The organism is Achromobacter veterisilvae (assembly GCF_037619525.1).
In the GTDB taxonomy this organism is placed as follows: domain Bacteria; phylum Pseudomonadota; class Gammaproteobacteria; order Burkholderiales; family Burkholderiaceae_B; genus Achromobacter; species Achromobacter veterisilvae.
In genome coordinates, this window is record NZ_CP148753.1 from 3311763 (window position 1) to 3333141 (window position 21379).

The 21379-nt window shown below is 66.9% G+C and carries 9 protein-coding genes; 4 read left to right on the forward strand and 5 right to left on the reverse strand.

Going from position 1 to position 21379, the window contains the following annotated elements:
* Positions 1-173 precede the first annotated feature (173 nt).
* The gene (locus tag WHX56_RS15425; RefSeq protein WP_129240521.1) at positions 174-893 is read left to right on the forward strand and encodes a response regulator transcription factor; all 720 of its coding nucleotides are present in this window, start codon (positions 174-176) and stop codon (positions 891-893) included.
* Between the two features lie 14 nt (positions 894-907).
* On the opposite strand, the gene WHX56_RS15430 is transcribed toward WHX56_RS15425, so the two are convergent.
* Together WHX56_RS15430 and WHX56_RS15435 are read right to left on the reverse strand one after the other, a co-directional pair.
* Positions 908-2443, reverse strand: a complete 1536-nt coding sequence (locus WHX56_RS15430) for a HAMP domain-containing sensor histidine kinase (RefSeq protein ID WP_338878291.1) — start codon at positions 2441-2443, stop codon at positions 908-910.
* Entirely contained in the window at positions 2440-4413 is a 1974-nt protein-coding gene (locus WHX56_RS15435; protein ID WP_338878292.1) for a bifunctional diguanylate cyclase/phosphodiesterase, read from the reverse strand. Before WHX56_RS15435 ends, WHX56_RS15430 begins: the two co-directional genes overlap by 4 nt.
* A gap of 523 nt (positions 4414-4936) precedes the next feature.
* Between WHX56_RS15435 and WHX56_RS15440 the strand changes: the two genes are divergently transcribed.
* Genes WHX56_RS15440 through WHX56_RS15450 form a run of 3 tightly spaced genes read left to right on the forward strand, consistent with a single transcriptional unit; the run spans position 4937 to position 8300 of the window.
* Positions 4937-6319 carry a putative bifunctional diguanylate cyclase/phosphodiesterase gene (locus WHX56_RS15440; RefSeq protein ID WP_129240519.1) on the forward strand — a complete coding sequence of 461 codons (1383 nt, stop codon included), beginning with the start codon at positions 4937-4939 and terminating at the stop codon, positions 6317-6319.
* A gap of 36 nt (positions 6320-6355) precedes the next feature.
* A complete protein-coding gene (gene aroC / locus WHX56_RS15445) occupies positions 6356-7423 on the forward strand; it encodes a chorismate synthase (RefSeq protein ID WP_129240518.1) in 1068 nt (355 codons plus the stop codon).
* 34 nt (positions 7424-7457) lie between these two features.
* Entirely contained in the window at positions 7458-8300 is an 843-nt protein-coding gene (locus tag WHX56_RS15450; protein WP_287756241.1) for a M48 family metallopeptidase, read from the forward strand.
* 13 nt (positions 8301-8313) lie between these two features.
* On the opposite strand, the gene WHX56_RS15455 is transcribed toward WHX56_RS15450, so the two are convergent.
* The 3 genes from WHX56_RS15455 to WHX56_RS15465 form a co-directional block, all read right to left on the reverse strand.
* Entirely contained in the window at positions 8314-10278 is a 1965-nt protein-coding gene (locus WHX56_RS15455) for a bifunctional diguanylate cyclase/phosphodiesterase (protein WP_129240517.1), read from the reverse strand.
* A gap of 17 nt (positions 10279-10295) precedes the next feature.
* A complete protein-coding gene (locus tag WHX56_RS15460) occupies positions 10296-10979 on the reverse strand; it encodes a transglutaminase-like cysteine peptidase (protein WP_208742366.1) in 684 nt (227 codons plus the stop codon).
* Positions 10980-11084: 105 nt separating this feature from the next.
* Complete coding sequence (locus tag WHX56_RS15465) at positions 11085-21368, reverse strand: retention module-containing protein (RefSeq protein ID WP_338878293.1); 10284 nt, start codon at positions 21366-21368, stop codon at positions 11085-11087.
* Positions 21369-21379 lie beyond the last annotated feature (11 nt).

Sequence of the window (21379 nt, forward strand, 5' to 3'; positions counted from 1 at the left end):
TTTTCCCGTGACTTACGCGAAAATAACTATTTAGAAAAGGAATATCGCAGTTTTTTTCACTGCAATCATTCGTTTCCATTGTAAAAGTCGTAAGATTGTTGCCAACGGGACACCCGGGGACAAAGCGTCCACGGGGCATTTGTCGATACTCTTCAATATAAAGCACTCTAAATATGGCTGGCGCAGATGGTTTGCTGTGTATCGGTCTGCTTGAGGATGACGCCGATTTCCGGGAGGAATTGGCGTTAGGCTTGGGTGGCTATGGTTTCCGGGTGGCGTTTGCCTGTGATAATGCGGCGGCGTTTTATCGGCGGTTGCAGGAGCAGCCATGCGATATCGTCATTCTTGACGCCCATCTTCCCGGAGAAGACGGTTTTTCGGTTGCAACCCGCCTGCGCGCCCTGAGCCCGGTGGGCATCGTCATGCTGACCGGCCGCAGCGCGCTGGAAGACCGGGTGCGCGGCCTGGAAGGCGGCGCCGACGTCTATATGACCAAGCCCGTGGACCTGCTGGAGCTCAGTTCGGTCATCCGCAGCCTGGCCCGGCGGATGCGCCTGGCCAAGGCGCCTCGGCCGGCGGACGGAGAAACGCGCGCCTCGGCGGACAGTTCGTGGTCCTTGCAGGACGGCGGCTGGATCCTGGTGGCGCCGGATGGGGCGTCGTTGCATCTCAGCGCCCAGGAACGGACCTTCCTGATCGCGCTGATGGACGCGGCCGGAAGCGCGGTCAGCCGGCAGGTCCTGGCGGAATTGTTCCTGCCCGACAGCCCGGGCGGCTTTGAATTGCGCCGCATCGACGTGCTGGTCAGCCGCCTTCGCGCCAAGGCGCAAAGCGCGGGCCTCAAGCTGCCGGTGTTGTCGGTGCGCGGCCAGGGTTACGTTTTTGCCGCTTGAACCGGCAGCCGGCGTCAGGCCGCCGGCGCGCCGGCCGGCAAGGTGACGACGAAGCGCGTGCCCACGCCGACCTTGCTCTGCATGGTCAGTGAACCTCCCTGGTTCTGGCAGATGCGCCGGGCCAGATAGAGGCCTATCCCCATGCCCTGCGTTTCCCGGTGCGCGGCGCGCCGGAAATGCGGCTCGAAGATGCGCGTCTGCTCTTCTTCCCCGATGCCCGGACCGCGGTCGGTGACGGCGACCCAGGCCATCGCGACGCCGCCCGCGCGGGTTTGCCCGGTTTCGATGCGGACCGGCTCATTTGCCGGCGAATATTTGATGGCGTTGTGGATCAGGTTGCGCACCACCACGCTGGTCAGCGGGCGGTCGCAGTAGACGGGCAGCGGCGCTTCGGCCTGCAGCACCAGCGCGTGGGCGGTGTCCGGCCGCATCGCGGCCACGACGTCGCGCGCGAGTTCGGCCATGTCCGTCTGCTCGCCGCGGGGCGTCCAGGCCTGTTCGCCCAGCCTGTCCTGATTCAGAAGCTGGTCCATCAGTTCGGTCATCCGGCCGACCGAGCGGTGGATGCGCGCCAGGCGGCCGCCCACTGTGTCGCCGCCGTCGGCGAGAATCATGTCCAGCGACTGGGCCGCCGCGCTGATGGTGGCGAGCGGCGCGCGCAGTTCGTGCGAGATCAGCGCGTTCATCTGGCGCTGCGTATCGAGCGCGCCGGCCAGTTCGGCCAGCCTGAGTTCGCCTTGGGCGAGATGCGCCGCGTCGGCGGGGCCGGGGCCGCCGCGCCCCGCAAGGGGCTGGGGGCCAGCCTGCCTGCCGATGGCCAGAAGGAGCAGGGCGCCCGACACCAGCAGCAGCCGCGCGAGTTCGAACGCCGCGCCCGCGCCATCGGCGCCTTCTTGCCTCAAGGCGTCGTGGCCGAGTATCCACGCCGACACCCCGTACACAACAGCCAGGGCCAGCGCCGCCGCGCTTCCGGGGCCCCTGCGCGCGGCGCGCGACAGGAACCAGCCGGCCAGCGGGAGGCTGGCGATGGCGCAGGCGCCCGCGATCGCGGCGGAGAGAGTGCCGTTGCCGGGCCCGTAGGCGAAGATCAGCGCCAAGGCGGCGGCGACCGCCAGCACGATGCCGGCCCAGCGGCAGGCCGCGGCCAGCCGCTGGGCGGTGGGCGACCCCGACAGGAACGGGACGGTCAGCGCAAGCAAGGCGGCATAGGAGCCGGCCTGCAGCGCGCCGGGCGGCAGCAGGGAGGGCGTGGCGCGGAACAGGCCTTCGACCAGCATGAACGCCAGGCCGGCGCCATGCGCCGCGTTGCGGGTGGCCGCCCAGGCGAGGGCGCAGGCCAGGCCGCAGGCCATCGCCACCCCCGCCGTCAGGCCCAGGTGGATGTCTTCATAGGGATTGCCTGGCGCGTAGGCCAGGGCGGCGGCGGGAAAGAGCAGCGCGTACAGCAGTATTCCCAGCCGCGGCGGGAGGGCTTGCCGTCCGGCGCTTGCGCGGCGGGCGCGGCAGCGGCGAAAAAGCCGGCGGATGCGAAGAGGAGATCCTTCCGTCAACTAGAAACCCATGGATGTTCGGATGCGAGGTCGTGAGCCTGCGCGAAGTTTACGACAGCGCCGCGTATCGCGTGGACGCCAAGGCCTTCCAGGATGTTCTGCGTCGCGATGTCGGGCACGTCTTCCGCGTAGACCTCCATGCGCAGCGTCGTGGCCGTCGCGACCACGGTCGCGGCCAAGTGCCTGCTGCCCGGGCTGTGCAGCAGGCCGGTAATGAAGCCGCCGCTCAGTTTCAGGTAGGACAGGGGAAACTCGTGCAGGCGCTCCATGGCGCCGAACTGCTGCGACAGGCGCGCCACGCCCACCCGGCCGCCGGCGGCCGCGGCGATGCCGCAGAGCTGGCGCAGTTCCACTTCGTGTTCCACGAGCGCCGCCGCGTCGACCTCGATAATGAGGCGGGGCGTCAATGCCGGACGGTCGGCCAGCATGCGTTCCAGCCGGGACAGGAACGAGGGCTGCGCGAGCGACGCCAGCGTTATGGGCACCGCCAGCGCGCCCGCGCGGGCATACAGCCAGTCCAGTCCCAGCCGCAGGGCCTGCACGTCGCATTCCGCTGACAGCCCGAGCCGGACCGCGGGCGGCATGAAGATCGACGCGGGCACCGGATCGGCATCGGCGGTATCGTGCAGGGTCAGGCTGGCTTCCTGGTGCAGCAGGGCGCCGGACATATCGTGCAAAGGCTGCACGGACAGCGAGAACCGATGCTGCTCCAGCGCCGTGACCAGGGCGTCGTGCCAGCTATATTCGCCGATGTGGGTGCTGTCGGGGGCGCGGTTGGCCGGCGTGATCTGGTCGTCGTCGGCGCTTTCGGCGCACATCAGCGCGTGATCCAGGCGGGCGAGGATTTCGCTCATGTTGTCCCCGGGCGCATACGCGGCCATCGCCAGCGCCCAGCGGCACCACCCGTGCTTGTCCATCGGCACGCGCAGCGAGCGCAATTCGCGCCGCACGCGCTCGGCCAGCAGGCCGGCTTGCGGCGCCGAGGCGCGGGGCAGCAGCAGCGCGAAATCGGATCCGCTCAGGCGGGCAAGGAATGCGTCCTGGCTGCCGAACTCGGCCACCAGCTTGTGCAGCCGGTCGGACGACGAGCGCAGCCACTGGTCGGTGAACGCGCGGGAAAGATGCCGGTTGATCTGCGCCAGGTCGCGCTGGCGGAACATCAGCAGGTGGCCGCCCGTCTCGGATTCCTTGTCCGTCAGCGCCAGCCTGAATTGTTCGACGAAGTACCGGCGGTTGCGCAGGCGGGTGACGGGGTCGCGGTAGACCTCGCTTTGCAGCGATTCGATCCGGGCGTTCTGTTCCTGCACCGTGGCGGCGACCATGCGCTGCGCATCGACCAGCGCCTGGTCTGCGCTGGCCGGCGCGCCGTTGCCGTCCAAGCTCGCATCGTTGCCCGGCGCCAGCGCGCGCGCGCGTTCGCGGACGTCCCGCGAGGCTTGCGCCTCCGTCCGCCGGGCCAGGTTCAGGGCGAACAAGGTCCAGAGGGCGCCCGCGGCCAGCACCAGCCCGAGCACCCGCACGCCGCCTCGCCACAGCGTGTCGCGCGCCTGCCGCGAATCCGCCTGGACGGTGACGATGCCCTGCACGCCGCCGCCGGCGGCCGTGAAGGGGCGCGACACGGCGGGCGCCTCCATGTCCAGCCAGGCGTTTCGCCAATCGTGTTCCCGGCCCGGCGCGTCTTCCGGCCCGGCTTGCCGTTCCAGGACGGGGCCGCCCTGTTGGTCCGCGATGCGCACCAGCGCGTACTGGCCCCGCCCGAACATCTCGTCCGCCAGCGCGGCCCGCTCTTCGGCGCTTCCGCCGGAACGCGACAAGGTCCAGGCGAGCAGGCTGGCGCCTTCTTCGCTGCGCTGCGCCAATTGCGTTTGCAGGTATCGGTGCGCAGCCATCATCCCCAGCGCCTGGGCGCCGAGCAGGACGAGGCCGATCAGGACGGCAGTGAAAAAAAGGGGCCGGCGGAAAGTGGACATGTATTTGAAGGTTCCCTACCTGCCCGGCGCGGCGCCCCGGGCGGAGCTGCCCAGTGTCCGGTCGACGGGGGCATCGGACAAGGAAGCGTCCGACAAAACCTGGATAAGAAACGTGACACACGTTACCAATACATCAGCGATGCCTTCTGTACTGTAATTCTACATGTCACATAACGTACCGAATATTACTAAATCTGCCCCAGGACCGGCCAAGCTGTGCAATTATTTCGAACCCGGCCGCCTTCCGAGTGACAACTATCGAGACAAGGCGTATTAATTTTTCGGGTTCCGCTGTCGTAGTAGTAAGGACGAAGCATGCCGCAAGGAGCCGGGGAACGCTATGCTTGAGCCGCTTTCCCCGCCCGCGAGCACTCAAAGAACCGTAGGAATACAAGGAAAACGAGGCGCGTTGCCTCCGAAGTGTGGCGTTTTTTTGCGAAACTAATGCATAATTTAAAAAATGTTACAGCCCTTGGGTTCCATTCCGAACCGCAACGCCGGGGGCTTATGGATAGGGGGCTCCGTGCGTGAGAGTTACCTGCTCGCACTGTGCCTGGTGCTGGCGGTCGCGCTTGTGGCGCTATGCCTGATCTTCATGCGCAGGGAGCGCGCGTTTCGTCGCCGCCTGACGCGCGATGCGTTGACGGGCGTCCTCAGCCAGCAGGAATTGCACCGGCGCGCGCGCGCCTGGCTCGACGGCGCCGGCGAGCGTTCGCGCAGGGGCGCGTTCTTCCTGGTCGCCTTCGAACAGTACGCCGAGATCAGCGCCATGTTGCGCGCCGGGGAAGACCAGGCCTTGCTGGTGCAGGTGGCCGGCCGGCTCAGCCTGATCGCGCGGACCCTGGGCGGCATGGTGGCGCGCACGGGCGCGGACGCATTCACGCTCTGTGTGCCCGAAGTGAACGAGGAAGGGGCGGCGCAGGTATCGGCCAAGCTCCTGGAAGACCTGAGCGCGCCCTACGAACTGGGCGGCCGTCCGCTGATCGCCGTTTTCCGCGTCGGCGCGGCCTTGTATCCCGAACACGGGCGTAGCGTGGAAGAATTGCAGCGCTGCGTGCAGGTGGCCCTGGTGCCGCTGAAGGACCGCGGCGGCCCCGGCTGGAGCCTGTTCGATTTCCGCATGCTCGCGCGCCAGCGCGACCGGCAAGGCCTGGAAAACGACTTGCGCCTGGCATTGACCACGCCGGACATGGAGCAGTTCGAACTGTATTACCAGCCGGTCTGCGACAGCGGCACGGGCGTGGTCCAGGGATGCGAGGCGCTGTTGCGCTGGCATCACCCGGTGCTGGGCAGCGTGTCGCCCGCCGTGACCATCGAGCTGGCCGAGCGCAGCGGCCTGATCGTGCAACTGGGCGCCTGGATACTGGAACGGGCATGCACCCAGGCGGCGCAGTGGCCCGCGGCCTGGCGTGTGCACGTGAACCTCTCGGTCAAGCAAATGGACGAGGACGGCCTGGTCGAACTGGTGTCGAACGTGCTGGCCGGGGCCCATCTGGCGCCGCGCAAGCTGGTGCTGGAGATCACGGAGTCCATCTTCATCCTGCACTATGAGCAGCACGTGAAGATACTGAATGCGCTGCGGGCCAAGGGCATCGGCGTGGCGCTGGACGACTTCGGCTGCGGCTATTCCAGCCTGAACCACCTGCGCTCGCTGCCCATCGACTGGGTAAAGATCGACCGCAGCTTCATTTCCGCGCTGGAATCGGACGCCGGCAGCCGCGAGGTCGTGTCCGCGCTGTTCGGCCTGTGCCAGGCCATGCATCTGCCCGTGGTGGCCGAAGGCGTCGAAACCGAGGGCCAGCGCGAGATCCTCAAGTCCCTGGGATGCCGGGTCATGCAGGGATTCCTGCTCGGACGTCCCGCGCCGGCGTCGGAAATCCAGGCTTTGGCTTCGGCGGTGTCATAATCGGGGTTGCTTGCAAACCCGACCCGTTGACTCCCTATGCCCGGCAATACCCTAGGTACTCTCTTTACCGTCACCAATTTCGGCGAATCCCACGGACCCGCCATCGGCTGTGTCGTGGACGGTTGTCCTCCCGGGCTGGCCCTGGACGCTTCCGACATCCAGCTAGAGCTGGACCGCCGCCGTCCCGGCACCTCGCGCCACGTCACGCAGCGCCAGGAAGCCGACCAGGTCGAGATCCTGTCGGGCGTGTACGAGGGGATGACGACGGGCACGCCGATCGGCCTGCTGATCCGCAATACCGACGCGCGCAGCAAGGATTACTCCAACATCGCCGACACCTTCCGGCCGGGCCATGCCGACTACGCGTACTGGCGCAAGTTCGGCGTGCGCGATCCGCGCGGTGGCGGGCGTTCGTCGGCGCGCCTGACCGCGCCCACCGTGGCCGCGGGCGCCATCGCCAAGAAATGGCTGGCCGAGCAATATGGCGTCAAGGTCCGCGGCTACATGAGCCAGCTCGGACCGGTCGCCATTCCCTTTGTGTCCTGGGACGAAGTCCCCAATAACCCGTTCTACGCGCCCAACGCCGAGGTCGTCCCGGAACTCGAAGCCTATATGGACCAGTTGCGCCGCGACGGGGACTCCGTCGGCGCCCGCATCGAGGTCGTGGCGGAGAACCTGCCCGCGGGCTGGGGCGAGCCGATCTACGACCGCCTCGACGCCGACATCGCGCACGTGATGATGGGCCTGAACGCGGTCAAGGGCGTATCGATCGGCGCGGGCTTCGACAGCATCGTCCAGCGCGGCTCGGAACACGGCGACGAGATCTCGCCCGACGGCTTCCTGACCAACCATGCGGGCGGGGTGCTGGGCGGCATTTCCACCGGCCAGCCCGTCACCGTGTCGCTGGCCATCAAGCCCACGTCCAGCATCCGGGTCGAGCGCCGCTCGGTGAACCGCGCCAACGAGCCCGTCATGGTGCAGACGCTAGGCCGCCACGATCCTTGCGTCGGCATCCGGGCAACGCCCATCGCCGAGGCGATGCTCGCGCTCGTGCTGATCGACCATGCCTTGCGCCATCGCGCGCAATGCGGCGATCCGGTCTGATACGCTGGCGTTCTTCGAATACCTGGAGGCCGACATGATCCGGAAACGTTATCCGTTGCGCAGCGCGGGCGCGGCGCTCGCGCTGGCCGCCCTGGCCGGCTGCACCGGCATGAACACCACGCAGTCCGGCGCGATCGGCGTCAATCGTACGCAATACATGTCCAGCATGGTGCCGTCGCAGGCGCTGGAACAGGAAGCGAACCAGCAGTACGCCGACATCCTCAAGCAGGCGCAGGCCAAGGGCCAACTGGACCGCGACGCCCAGCAACTGGCGCGCGTGCGCGCCATTTCGCAGCGGCTGATCGCGCAGGCGCCCGTGTTCCGGCCGGATGCCTCCAGTTGGAAATGGGAAGTGCACGTGCTGTCCAGCGACGAGGTCAACGCCTGGTGCATGCCGGGAGGCAAGATCGCCGTCTACACGGGCCTGATCTCCAAGATCAAGCCCACCGACGATGAACTGGCGGCGGTGCTGGGCCACGAGATCTCCCACGCGCTGCGCGAACACGCGCGCGAGCGGGTATCGCAGCAGATGGCCACGAACCTGGGGCTGTCCGTGCTGTCGATCGCCACGGGGTCCAGCGCGGCGTCCGATCTGGGCGGGCAGCTCACCAGCGTGATGTTCACGCTGCCCAACAGCCGCACGCACGAAACCGAGGCCGACCGGATGGGCGTGGAGCTGGCCGCCCGGGCGGGCTACGATCCGCGGGCAGCCGTGACCTTGTGGCAGAAGATGGGCGCCGCCGAACAGGGCAGCGCGCCGCCGGAGATCCTGTCGACCCACCCGTCGGCGGCCTCGCGCATCAGCGATCTCCAGGCCGCGGCGCAGCAAGTGCTGCCCCTATACGAACAATCCAAGGGCAAGGCCGCCGCCCGCTGAACCCGCGGCGCGCCTACGCCCCGCCCGGGGCGGTCTTGACCCCCGGGCCCCGCATGATGCCGATGCCCAGATTGGCCAGGATCCGCTGGGTTTCGGCGTCGGGAACGTCCTCGGCGTAGACCGCGATATCCAGGTCCCGCGCGGTTTCCAGCACCGACGCGGTCAGTTGCTGGCTGCCGGGGCTTTGCGACATGCCGCCCACGAAGCCTCCGCCCAGTTTCACGTAGGACAAGGGCAGGGTGTGCAATTGCGCCACCGCTCCGAACTGTTGCGCCAGGCGGCGCACGCCGATGTGCGCGCCGAACTCCGAGGCGACGCGGGCCAGCGTGGCGATCTGATCGTGGCATTCGACCAGGCCGTGGGCGTCGATTTCGAGGTACAGGCGGCGCGCCAGCGGCCGGTGCTCCGTCAGCAGCAGGGCCAGTTGGCGGAAGAACTTCTGGCCCCGCAGCGAGGGCAGGGCGACCCGCACGGCCAGCTCGCCCGGGTTGGAAGCCAGCCAGTCCAGCGCCAGGCGCACCGCTTCCAGGTCGCAATCGGCCACCAGGTCCAGGCGCACGGCCGGCGGGATGAACAGCGTCGCCGGGATGGGCTCCTCGTCGTCGGCGGTGCGCAGCATCAGCATGGCCTCGATGCGGACCGTGCTGCCGTCGGTGGCCAGCAGGCGTTCGGTGGCCAGCTCGAAACGACGGTCTTCCAGGGAGGACAGGATGGCGTCCTTCCAGGCGCGTTCGCCGGATTCCGAGGGTGACTGCATGTCGGTCGCGCCCGCGATCACGACCTGGTCGTTGCCGGCGCTCTCCGCCCGCATCAGCCCGAAGTCCAGGCGCGCGAGCACCGGGCCGGCCTGGTTGCCGTGGCCGTAGTCGGTCATGGCTTGCGCCCAGCGGCACAGGTGTCCCTCGCCGACCGGAATACGCGAAGCGTGCAGGTCCGCCCGCAACTGTTCGGCGACCATCATTGCCTGCGGCGCCGCGCAGCCGGGCAGCAGCAGGGCGAAATCCGATCCATTCAGACGGGCCAGCAGGGGCGCGGCCACATGCATGCGCTTGAGCGTGCCGGCGATGCGTTCGCAGGCCGCGCGCAGCCATTGGTCGATGAATTCCCGGGGCATGTGGCGGTTCAGGTCCGCCAGGTCGCGCTGGCGGAAGACCAGGATGTGGCCGCCGTCGACGGCGCGCCCGGCAATGGCCGGCGGCGCTTCCAGCGCGCGGCGGAATTCGTTGACGAAGTACTTCCGGTTCGGCAGGCCGGTGACCGGATCCTGGTTCAGTTCCAGCTCCAGCGACTCGATCTTGGCGTTCTGTTCTTCGGCGCTGGCGTAGACGCGTTCGCGGGTCTGGTTCAGGGCCTGGACCACGCCGGACAATTCGGGCACGCGCGCCTCGACCTGCCCGGACGGCGACTCCTGGCCGATGCTGCGCACGTGGTCGCTGATTTCGCGCAGCAGGCGGTTCTTGATCCACCCCACCAGCAGAAACGCGAACACCGCCCAAAGAATGCCCGCGCCGATCACCAGCGCGATCATTTTCAGGCTGCTGCGCCACAGGGCTTCCCAGGCATAGGCGTCATTGGCGACCAGCGTGACCTCGCCGATCTGGCGCCAGCCGTCGCTGACCGCATGGGTGGCCGGTTCCGGGTTCAGCGGCGCCAGCGACTGGAACCACGCCGGCACCGACGCCGCGGTGGCCGTGGACCGGCGTTCGATCAGGACCTTGCCTTCCGGATCGGCCAGGCGCACGAGCGAGAAATGCCCGCCGTCGTACAGCGCCGACACCAGCAGTTCCTGGACCACGGGATCATTGTTGGCGGGTTGCGAGAGCGAAAGGGCCAGCGACACGGCGGCGTCGGTGCTCTGCACCTGCAATTGGCCGGACAGGTACTCGCGGGCGGCATTCACGCTGAGCGCCAGCGTGCCCAGCAGGATGACGCCGATCGCGAGGGTAACGCTGAGCAGTAGCTGTCGAAGTATGGACATGGTCTTGTTTCCGGAAATCAGGGGCGCACGCCTTCCCGTTCCATGCGTTGAAGTAGATCGCGCCAGCGGCTGAGGCGGTCAACCGGGGCGGCGGGCTTGCCGTCGACATAAACGCCGTCGGCGTTGAAACTGAACACCGGCGTCAGGTCGCGGCGCTGCGTGGCCGGGAGGATGGTGGAGATCAGGCTGTCCAGTACCAGCGGCACGGCGTTCGGGGTCTCGTAGTAGCCCAGCACCATGTGGGCGACCTGGCTGCTGCTGGCGGCGCCGCCGATGCGCGCGCGCACGTAGATGAAGCGCAGCTTGTTGGCCGGGACCCCCAGCGCCAGCAAGGTGAAATATTTGCCGATGACATAGTCTTCGCAGTCGCCCGCGCCTTTGCCCAGCGATTCCAGCGGCGTGGCCCAATAGTCGGCCTGCTTCCAGATCGTGGCGTCCTCGCCCGACAGCAGGGCGCGGTTCCAGAAGTCGTTCGCCAGCGCCAGCGTTTCCTTTTCCTGGGCGGGAGCGGCGCCGCGCATCAGTTGCAGCCAGCTCGACACCGCCTTGGCGCCTTTCGCGCCATAGCGGCTGGCCGACAGGCTTTGCAGCCGGTCGGCATTCACCTCCAGGGCGGAGCTGCCGCCCCAGCCGCAAGCCAGGCATAGCAAAACCAATCGGCACAGCTTCAGCGTGCTTTGGTAACGGCGGGTCGATGGCATGAAACGGATTTTCACATTTTTCCGGACACCTTAGGCGTGCCCTGGGAAAAAATGTGCTGCGCCGCGCGGGGAAGGCCGAGGCGCCGGCCTTCCCCCGCCTACTGCTTAGTGGTGGTCGACGTTGAGCTTCCCCTTTTGCAGCAGGTCGTTGATGATGGCCTGGTTGTTCAGGGCCTGTCCGTGGGCGTCGTGGGTGAGGTCGACGTTTTCAAGCACGATCTTCTGATCCGCGCCCTGGCCGATCTGGCCCTTGGTGTTGATCTCGATCACCGTGTTGCTGCCCTCCTGCTTGAAGTTCAGGTACTGCGTCAGGTTGCTGTCCTTTTCGCCCACGAGCAGATCCTTCAGGTCCAGGACATCGCCGCCGTCGGCCGGCTTGTCCAGCGAGAAGTCCTTGATCCGGTCGACCGCCGGGTTGGACGTCGTGCCCTGGTCATTGAACTCCCAGCGGAAGATGTCGGAACCGTCGCCGCCGATCAGGGTGTCGTTGCCCTTGCCGCCGATCAGCACGTCGTTGCCCTTGCCGCCGTCGAGCGTATCGTTGCCATCGCCCGCCAGCAGGATCTCGGCCTTGTCGGTGCCGACCAGGTGGTCTCCCGCCTGATAAGTCACCGAAACATTGGCGCTATCGCTGTGGCCATCGGCCGTCTGGATCGTGTAGGAGCCATTTGCGACGTTGTCCGTGACGGGATGGGCGTGGGAATAGTCGACGGTCATCGTGAGCAGATAGTCTTCCGCTCCGGTGCCGCCCGAGCTCGATCCGTTGTCGTCCACGTTGACGATGTGGATTTCGTAGCGGTTATCCGCCGTGGCGACGATGGTGTCGCCGCTTTGCAGGACTTTGTAGGCGCCCGTGCTTCCTTCCAGGCGATATTCGACGCGGATCCAGTTGGCCGGCAGGTCGTGGTTCAGCGTGAGGATTTCGCCGGCCATCAAGGCGATGGTGATTGTGTCCTGGTCGTTGCCGCGGCTATCGCCGACCTTGCCCAGATAGCCGTCCACCTTGAGCTGCGCCCGATCCTGGCCGATTTGCGCGAAATCGCCGCGGTTGACCGTCAGGAACTTGTTCGCATTGTTGGTGTTGCTGGTGCCATCGAAGTCAAGCTTGGCGACCGAGCGCGCCGAGAAGTCCGCTCCCTTGTCTTTCCAGCCCGTATTCACGGTCAGCGGCCCCATCGTCAGCGCGCCGGTGCCGCGCACGTCGTTGGCCAGCAGCGATCCCGACTGCACCGCAAGCTGCGTGCTCAAGATGTTGGTGATGATGCTGTCGTTGACCGCGTCCGGCGCCTGGTAGGCCGGCGCCGTCACATTCAGGGTGAGGCTGGAGCTTGCCGTGTCGCCGTCGCCGTCCTTCACCGTGTACTGGATGGTGTCCGTGCCCGCGCTTTGCGGCTGATAGCGATAGTCGCCCATATTGTCGCCGGCCAGGTCGATGGTGAACTTGCCGTGCGAGGTCGTCACGGTCAGTTCGGACGTGGCCGAATTGAAGGTGTAGTTGGCGCCGGAGGGGGCCGTCACCTTGTTGGTCGCCGCATCGTAGTTGTACGTCTTGCCCTCGATGACCAACTGCGTAATGCGCGCGCCGTCCAGGTCGGCGCCCAGCGTGCCGCCCGTGGCGATATCGCCGGTGATGGGCGGCGCGATGGTGCCTTCGATCGCCGCATCCAGACCGTTCAGGTTCTTTACCAGGATAGTGTTGCTATCCGCCGGCTGATCCGGGTTGTAGGAAACCGGATCGATATATTTGCCGGTGGCGCTGGTGCCCAGGCCGATGCCGTACGAATTGATCTGGTTATCCGTCAGGAACTTCTCCCACGTCGCCTGCAGGCTGGAGTTGACGGAGCCGTTCTCGGGTTCTCCATCGGTGAAGAAGTACGAGATGTTCTTGACATTGGCGCCTTCCAGCTTGCCCGAGTCAGAGTTGTTCCACGCATTCATTGCGGTATTCAGCGCCGCCTGGTAGTTGGTGCCGCCGCCGTAGCTCAGCCCATCGACCAGCGCCTTGGCTTCCGCCAGGGTCATCCAGCCGCTGCCCTTCTGGTTCGCGGAGGAATTGAATTCCACGATCATCACGCGCACGTCGCCGGCCTCGCCGTACTGGTCCAGCAGCTTGTTGACCGAGGATTTCAGCACATCCAGGCGCGACAGTTCCTTGTTGCCGTTCTTGACGCCGCTGCCGTAGTTCATGCTGCCCGACGTATCCAGCGTCAGCATGATGTTGGTGCCCTGAGACGACAGCGCCGAGGTTTCGGCGATCGGCTTGAGTTCGGGCGCCGTGTCGGTGATCAGCACGCCCAGGTCGCCCGTGGCCTTGCCGCCGAACTTGTCTTCCACCGTGATCTGGAAGTGGTCCTGGACGTTGGTATCGTCGCCGGTATGTTGCTGCGCGCCGCTGGTCTGGTAGGTGTAGGTCACCTTGCCGGTCGCGGCGTCGTAGCCCGTGAGGGTCAGCGTGCCCTTGCTGGTGGTCAGCGTGACCGGGTTGTTCGCCAGATCCGCCAGGCGTTCGAGGGTAAGCGTTGCATCCGCATTGCCCGCGCCGTCGAGGGTGATCGACTTCAGCCCGGCCGCCGCGGTGATCGTGAAGGAACCGCCGTCGACCGCCTGCGCTTCCGATACGCTCAGCACGCCCGGCGCGCCGGCGTTGTTGTCTTCGATGACCAAGGTGGGGCCCGCCGGCTCCACGCCGCCGACCTGGAACTGGCCGGTGGCGTAGTCGCCATCGGCGTCCGTGACGCGGTACGTGAAGTCGATCAGGTCGTTGGCCGTGCCGTTCATGGGCTGGTACTGATAGAACTCCCACTTGCCGGTGGCCGGCGTCAGGCGGATCTCGAACACCAGGTTGCCCGAGGCGTCCAGCCCCTGAATCAGGTTGCCGTTGGAGGCCACGTTGGTCGTGATGGCGCCGCCGTCGCGCGTGGTCAGCCCGCTTTCCACGCCCGTCAGTTGCAGCGTGCCGGGGCCGTCTGCGCCATAGGCGTATTGCAGGGTGCCGTCGGCATAGGCGATGGCATGGACGTCCTCGCTGCCCAGGAACGTTATGCCCGTCACCGTGAAGTCGCTGTTGTCGCTGGACGAATTCTTGTGATTGTCGGTGGCCGAGACCACGATCGTGTCGAAGCCGCCTTCCTCGACCCGGAAGTTCGCCGCGTAGTCGCCGCCATTCTGGTCGGACGTGAAGGTGCGTTCGGCGATCAGCACGCCGTCGCGATAGAAGCGGGCGATGCCGCTTTCCACTTCACCCCCATACATCGCCGCGAAATCGATGGTCGCGCCGTAAGCGATCTTCCCGCCGGTGAGGTGGATCGTCAGTTCTTCCGACGCGCCCTGGCCGTTCAATTCACGGTAGTCCACCTCGTTGGCGATGTTGTGGTACGGCGATCCCGTGCTCGCCACGCCCAGGCCGGAAGTGCTCTGGTTGACCTTGGCATCGGTGAGCGTGAGATCGGAGCTGGAGGTGAAGCCCTTGGCCGAGACCTCCACGGCGCCGTTGCCGAATGTGAATTTCCATTGGCTGTCGCTGCTGGAGCTGCCGGCAAAGGATACCGTGCCGGTGTAGACGTCCGGGATGCCGGTGGATTCCACATTGACGGGCGAGTTCTGCTGAACCACGGGCGAATCGTCTTCGATCGTGACGTTCAACGTGGTGGAGACGGGCGGATTGACGCCGTCGGCCACCTTGACGTCCACGGACAGGCCGAGGGTGTCTTCGCGGGTCGTGTCGGGATGATCGACCGGTTCGAGCATCTGGACCGTGTACGCGCCCGTATTGTCGATCTTGATGACGATCGCGTCGGTCGCGCCGGCGCGGCCGGTCAGGGTATGGCCATTGTCCGACAGCGTCCAGACGATGGGCACGCCGTTGGAACTGAGCTCGCCGTTGGCGGGCGCCACCAGCGTGATGGTATAGGCCGCGTCGCCGTTATCGTCGGTGATGTTCAACTGGCCGTTGGCCTGCGCCGAGTCGGTTGTGTCCGACGTGCCGTTGCTGTCCTTGATGCCGCCGCTCAATCCTTCCTCGGATACCGAGGTGGAGGCGCTTTCAACTACCGGCGGCTTGTTGATGTCGACAATGGCGGCATTGCCGCTGTCCGAGATGCCGGAGGGCAAGGGCGTGCCGCTGGCGGTCTGGCCGGAAAGCGTGGCCGAGAGCGTCATGCTCTCGGTGCCTTCATAGATGCCGTCGGCGATAGTGGGCACCTGGATCACGATGCCGCCGGTGGTGCCGGCCGGGACGGTGATGCTGTAGGTGCCGTCGGCATTGGCGGTGACGGTGGCGGGTACGCCGCCGATGGTGACGGTGGGCACGCCTACGTCATCGGTCTCGATTTCGCCGCCCAGTTTGAAAGTCAGCGTGGTATCGGCGTCGACGGATTGGCTCAGGGCGACGTTGAAACTCGCCGTATTGCCTTCGGTCACGCTACCCGCGTCGGACACGTCGAGCGTGGGCACGTCCTTGCCGTTGCCCTCCGTATCGACGATGGTGGCGGCGCCGGTGTCGGTAATGTCGCCAGGCAGCGCGACGCCGCTGGCCGAGCTGCCGGTCAGGGTGGCTTCGAGCGTCAGATCCTCGCGGCCCTCGAAGACATTGTCGTCGGTGGTGGGTACGGTCACGACGATGCCGCCGGTGGTGCCGGCCGGGACGGTGATGCTGTACGTGCCGTCGGCGTTGGCCGTGACGGTGGCGGGCACGCCGCCGATGGTGACGGTGGGCACGCCCACGTCGTCGTTCTCGATTTCACCGCCCAGCTTGAAGGTCAGCGTGGTGTCGGCGTCGACCGGGTTGGTCAGCGCGACGTTGAAGACGGCGTCGCTGCCTTCGTTGACGTCGCCCGCGTCGGAGACGGTGATAGCCGGAACGTCGGCGCCCGGATTCGGGTTGGACGGATCGGTGCTCTCCGTATCGACGATGGTGGCGGTGCCGGTGTCGGTAATGTCGTTGGGCAGCGCGACGCCGCTGGCCGAGTTGCCGGTCAGGGTGGCTTCGAGCGTCAGGTCCTCGCGGCCCTCGAAGACGTCGTCGTCGGTGGTGGGCACGGTCACGATGATGCCGCCGGTGGTGCCGGCCGGCACGGTGATGCTATAGGTGCCGTCGGCATTGGCCGTGACGGTGGCGGGCACGCCGCCGATGGTGACAGTGGGTACGCCCACGTCATCGTTCTCGATCTCGCCGCCCAGCTTGAAGGTAAGGGTGGTGTCGGCGTCGACCGGCTTGGTCAGCGCGACGTTGAAGACGGCGTCGCTGCCTTCGTTGACGTCGCCCGCGTCGGAGACGGTGATCGACGGCACGTCGGCGCCCGGGTTCGGGTTGGACGGATCGGTGCTTTCGGTATCGACAATGGTGGCGGTGCCGGTGTCGGTAATGTCGTTGGGCAGCGCCACGCCGCTGGCCGAACTGCCGGTCAGGGTGGCTTCCAGCGTCAGGTCTTCGCGGCCCTCGAAGACATTGTCATCGGTAGTGGGCACGGTCACGATGATGCCGCCGGTGGTGCCGGCCGGGACGGTGATGCTGTAGGTGCCGTCGGCATTGGCCGTGACGGTGGCGGGCACGCCGCCGATGGTGACAGTGGGTACGCCCACGTCATCGTTCTCGATTTCGCCGCCCAGTTTGAAAGTCAGCGTGGTATCGGCGTCGACGGATTGGCTCAGGGCGACGTTGAAACTCGCCGTATTGCCTTCGGTCACGCTACCCGCGTCGGACACGTCGAGCGTGGGCACGTCCTTGCCGTTGCCCTCCGTATCGACGATGGTGGCGGCGCCGGTGTCGGTAATGTCGCCAGGCAGCGCGACGCCGCTGGCCGAACTGCCGGTCAGGGTGGCTTCGAGCGTCAGGTCCTCGCGGCCCTCGAAGACGTCGTCGTCGGTGGTGGGCACGGTCACGACGATGCCGCCGGTGGTGCCGGCCGGGACGGTGATGCTGTAGGTGCCGTCGGCATTGGCCGTGACGGTGGCGGGCACGCCGCCGATGGTGACAGTGGGTACGCCCACGTCATCGGTCTCGATCTCGCCGCCCAGCTTGAAGGTGAGCGTGGTGTCGGCGTCGACCGGCTTGGTCAGGGCGACGTTGAAGACCGCTTCGCTGCCTTCGTTGACGTCGCCCGCGTCGGAGACGGTGATAGCCGGCACGTCGGCGCCCGGGTTCGGGTTGGACGGATCGGTGCTTTCGGTATCGACGATGGTGGCGGTGCCGGTGTCGGTAATGTCGCCCGGCAGCGCGACGCCGCTGGCCGAACTGCCGGTCAGGGTGGCTTCGAGCGTCAGGTCTTCACGGCCCTCGAAGACATCGTCGTCGGTGGTGGGCACGGTCACGACGATACCGCCGGTGGTGCCGGCGGGGACGGTGATGCTGTACGTGCCGTCGGCGTTGGCCGTGACGGTGGCGGGTACGCCGCCGATGGTGACCGTGGGCACGCCCACGTCGTCGGTCTCGATTTCACCGCCCAGCTTGAAGGTCAGCGTGGTGTCAGCGTCGACCGGCTTGGTCAGGGCGACATTGAAGACCGCGTCGCTGCCTTCATTGACATCGCCCGCGTCGGAGACGGTGATAGCCGGAACGTCGGCGCCCGGGTTCGGGTTGGACGGATCGGTGCTTTCGGTGTCGACGATGGTGGCGGTGCCGGTGTCGGTAATGTCGTTGGGCAGCGCGACGCCGCTGGCCGAGTTGCCGGTCAGGGTGGCTTCGAGCGTCAGGTCTTCACGGCCTTCGAAGACATCGTCATCGGTGGTGGGCACGGTCACCACGATGCCGCCGGTGGTGCCGGCCGGCACGGTGATGCTGTAGGTGCCGTCGGCGTTGGCCGTGACGGTGGCCGGCTGGCCGCCGATGGTGACGGTGGGCACGCCCACGTCATCGGGCTCGATGTCACCGCCCAGCTTGAAGGTCAGCGTGGTGTCGGCGTCGACCGGCTTGGTCAGCGCGACGTTGAAGACGGCGTCGCTGCCTTCGTTGATGTCACCCGCGTCGGAGACGGTCAGCGCGGGCACGTCAGCGCCCGAACCGTGGTCGTCCACGATCACGGCGTTGCCGGTGTCGGTGATGTTGCCCGGCAGGGCGATGCCGCTGGCGGACTCGCCCGTCAGCGTGGCCGTCAACGTCAGGTCCTCACGACCCTCGAAGACATTGTCGTTCGTGGTGGGCACGGTCACGACGATGCCGCCGGTGGTGCCGGCCGGGACGGTGATGCTATAGGTGCCGTCGGAATTGACCGTGACGGTGGCGGGCACGCCGCCGATGGTGACGGTGGGCACGCCCACGTCATCGGTTCCGATTTCGCCGCCCAGCTCGAAGGTGAGGATGGTGTCCGCATCGACCGGCTTGGTCAGGGCGACGTTGAAGACCGCATCGCTGCCTTCGTTGACATCGCCCGCGTCGGAGACGGTCAGAGCGGGCACGTCGGCGCCCGACCCGTGGTCGTCCACGATCACGGCGTTGCCAGTGTCGGTGATGTTGCCCGGCAGCGCCACGCCGCTGTCCGAACTGCCGGTCAGGGTGGCTTCCAGCGTCAGGTCCTCGCGGCCCTCGAAGACGTCGTCATCGGTGGTGGGCACGGTCACGACGATGCCGCCGGTGGTGCCGGCCGGCACGGTGATGCTGTAGGTGCCGTCGGCATTGGCCGTGACGGTGGCGGGCACGCCGCCGATGGTGACAGTGGGTACGCCCACGTCGTCGTTCTCGATTTCGCCGCCCAGCTTGAAGGTGAGCGTGGTGTCAGCGTCGACCGGCTTGGTCAGGGCGACATTGAAGACCGCGTCGCTGCCTTCATTGACATCGCCCGCGTCGGAGACGGTGATCGACGGCACGTCGGCGCCTGGGTTCGGATTGGACGGATCGGTGCTCTCCGTATCGACGATGGTGGCGTTGCCGGTGTCGGTGATGTTGCCCGGCAGCGCCACGCCGCTGGCCGAACTGCCGGTCAGGGTGGCTTCGAGCGTCAGGTCTTCACGGCCCTCGAAGACGTCGTCATCGGTGGTGGGCACGGTCACCACGATGCCGCCGGTGGTGCCGGCCGGGACGGTGATGCTGTAGGTGCCGTCCGCATTGGCCGTGACGGTGGCGGGCACACCGCCGATGGTGACGGTGGGCACGCCCACGTCATCGGGCTCGATCTCGCCGCCCAGCTTGAAGGTCAGCGTGGTGTCGGCATCGACCGGCTTGGTTAGCGCGACATTGAAGACCGCTTCGCTGCCTTCGTTGACGTCGCCTGCGTCGGAGACGGTGATAGCCGGCACGTCGGCGCCCGGATTCGGGTTGGACGGATCGGTGCTTTCGGTGTCGACGATGGTGGCGGTGCCGGTGTCGGTGATGTTGCCGGGCAGCGCCACGCCGCTGTCCGAGCTGCCGGTCAGGGTGGCTTCGAGTGTCAGCGCTTCACGGCCTTCGAAGACATCGTCGTCGGTGGTGGGCACGGTCACGACGATGCCGCCGGTGGTGCCGGCCGGGACGGTGATGCTGTAGGTGCCGTCGGCGTTGGCCGTGACGGTGGCGGGCACGCCGCCGATGGTGACGGTGGGCACGCCCACGTCGTCGGTCTCGATCTCGCCGCCCAGCTTGAAGGTGAGCGTGGTGTCGGCGTCGACCGGCTTGGTCAGCGCGACGTTGAAGACGGCGTCGCTGCCTTCATTGACATCGCCCGCGTCGGAGACGGTGATCGACGGCACGTCGGCGCCCGGGTTCGGATTGGACGGATCGGTGCTTTCGGTGTCGACGATGGTGGCAGTGCCGGTGTCGGTGATGTTGCCGGGCAGCGCCACGCCACTGTCCGAGCTGCCGGTCAGGGTGGCTTCCAGCGTCAGGTCTTCGCGGCCCTCGAAGACATTGTCGTCGGTGGTGGGCACGGTCACCACGATGCCGCCGGTGGTGCCGGCCGGGACGGTGATGCTGTAGGTGCCGTCGGCATTGGCCGTGACGGTGGCGGGCACGCCGCCGATGGTGACGGTGGGCTCGCCCACGTCGTCGGTCTCGATCTCGCCGCCCAGCTTGAAGGTGAGGGTGGTGTCGGCATCGACCGGCTTGGTCAGCGCGACGTTGAAGACGGCGTCGCTGCCTTCATTGACATCGCCAGCGTCGGAGACGGTCAGAGCCGGCACGTCGGCGCCCGGGTTCGGGTTGGACGGATCGGTGCTTTCGGTATCGACGATAGCAGCGGTGCCGGTGTCTGATATGCCCGGCGGCAGTTGGGCGCCGTTGGCGGCCTGGCCGCTGAGGGTCGCTTCCAGGGTCAGGCTCTCGCTGCCTTCGAAAGTGTCGTCGTCGGTAGTGGGCACGGTCACCACAATGCCGCCGGTCACGCCTGCGGGAAGCTGGAAGCTGTATGTGCCGTCCGCATTGGCCGTCACCGTGACGGGCACGCCGCCGATGGTGACGACGGGCACGCCGACGTCGTCGGTCTCGACCTGGCCGCCGATTTTCAGCGTGATCGTGGTTTCGCGATCCAGATCGATCGTATTGCCCAGGCTGATATTGAAAGTCGCGGCGTCGCCTTCGTTGACCGTACCGGCATCGGAGACCGAAATCGTCGGCACATCGAGCACGCCGGTGATGGTGACCGTGACCGTCGCCGTGGAGGCGGCGCCGGAAGGATCGGTAATCGTGTAGGAAATGGTGGAGGTCGCCGTCTCGCCTTCGCCCAGCCCCTTGTATTCGCCATTGGGATTGAAGACGTACGATCCATCGGGATATACGGTGAATACCCCGCCATTCGATCCCGGCACGGTGAGGCCGGCGCCCGTCATCGGCCGGCCGTTCACGGAGACCAGCGTCAGCGCGTCGCCGTCGGGATCGGAGTCGTTCGCGAGCAGATTGCCGCGGATCGCATCGTCCTGGCGGGTGGCGATGGCATCGTTCTGGGCCAAGGGCGGCGTGTTCGCCAGCCCCCCCTGTCCATCCCCATCGTCGTCGCCGCCGGCGCCGGTCGCGGACATGCGGGGCAGGACGTCGTCGCCGCGGGCCGGGTTCGGATAGGCCAGGTCCAGCGGGCTGGTGGTTTCAAGAATGCGGGCCAGGCGCACGAAGCTGCTGCCGCCGGCATCGCCGCCGCCGGCCACGATGGCCGCGGTGGGATCCAATTCATCGAACGGGTCGCGGCCGTCGCGCAGGGCGGCCAGGAGGCGGTCGGAGTCGGTGCCGGTGGGAGGCGCCACCGCGGCTTCGGACGGGTCGGCCAAGGGGCCGCCGATGTCGCCGTTCACCGCCACCTCGCGGCCTTCGCCGATGACGATCGGCATGCCGTCGCCAACCTGAAGCGAAACCGAGGCGCCCGAGGCAGTGACCACGTCGCTGCCCGCGGGAACGCTGCTGCCCTGGTGCAGTTCGGTCAGGGATCCGTCGCTATTGCGTATCCACGCGCGACCGGTGATTTCGTTGACGACTGCGGGTGAGGTGTTGGCCATGTCGGTTCCGT

What these genes read in the sequence shown, in the direction of transcription:
- WHX56_RS15425 (WP_129240521.1), top strand. Translation starts at nt 174, where the DNA reads ATGGCTGGCGCAGATGGTTTGCTGTGTATCGGTCTGCTTGAGGATGAC.
- WHX56_RS15435 (WP_338878292.1), bottom strand. Translation starts at nt 4,413, where the DNA reads ATGTCCACTTTCCGCCGGCCCCTTTTTTTCACTGCCGTCCTGATCGGC.
- aroC (WP_129240518.1), top strand. Translation starts at nt 6,356, where the DNA reads ATGCCCGGCAATACCCTAGGTACTCTCTTTACCGTCACCAATTTCGGC.
- WHX56_RS15450 (WP_287756241.1), top strand. Translation starts at nt 7,458, where the DNA reads ATGATCCGGAAACGTTATCCGTTGCGCAGCGCGGGCGCGGCGCTCGCG.
- WHX56_RS15455 (WP_129240517.1), bottom strand. Translation starts at nt 10,278, where the DNA reads ATGTCCATACTTCGACAGCTACTGCTCAGCGTTACCCTCGCGATCGGC.
- WHX56_RS15460 (WP_208742366.1), bottom strand. Translation starts at nt 10,979, where the DNA reads ATGCCATCGACCCGCCGTTACCAAAGCACGCTGAAGCTGTGCCGATTG.
- WHX56_RS15465 (WP_338878293.1), bottom strand. Translation starts at nt 21,368, where the DNA reads ATGGCCAACACCTCACCCGCAGTCGTCAACGAAATCACCGGTCGCGCG.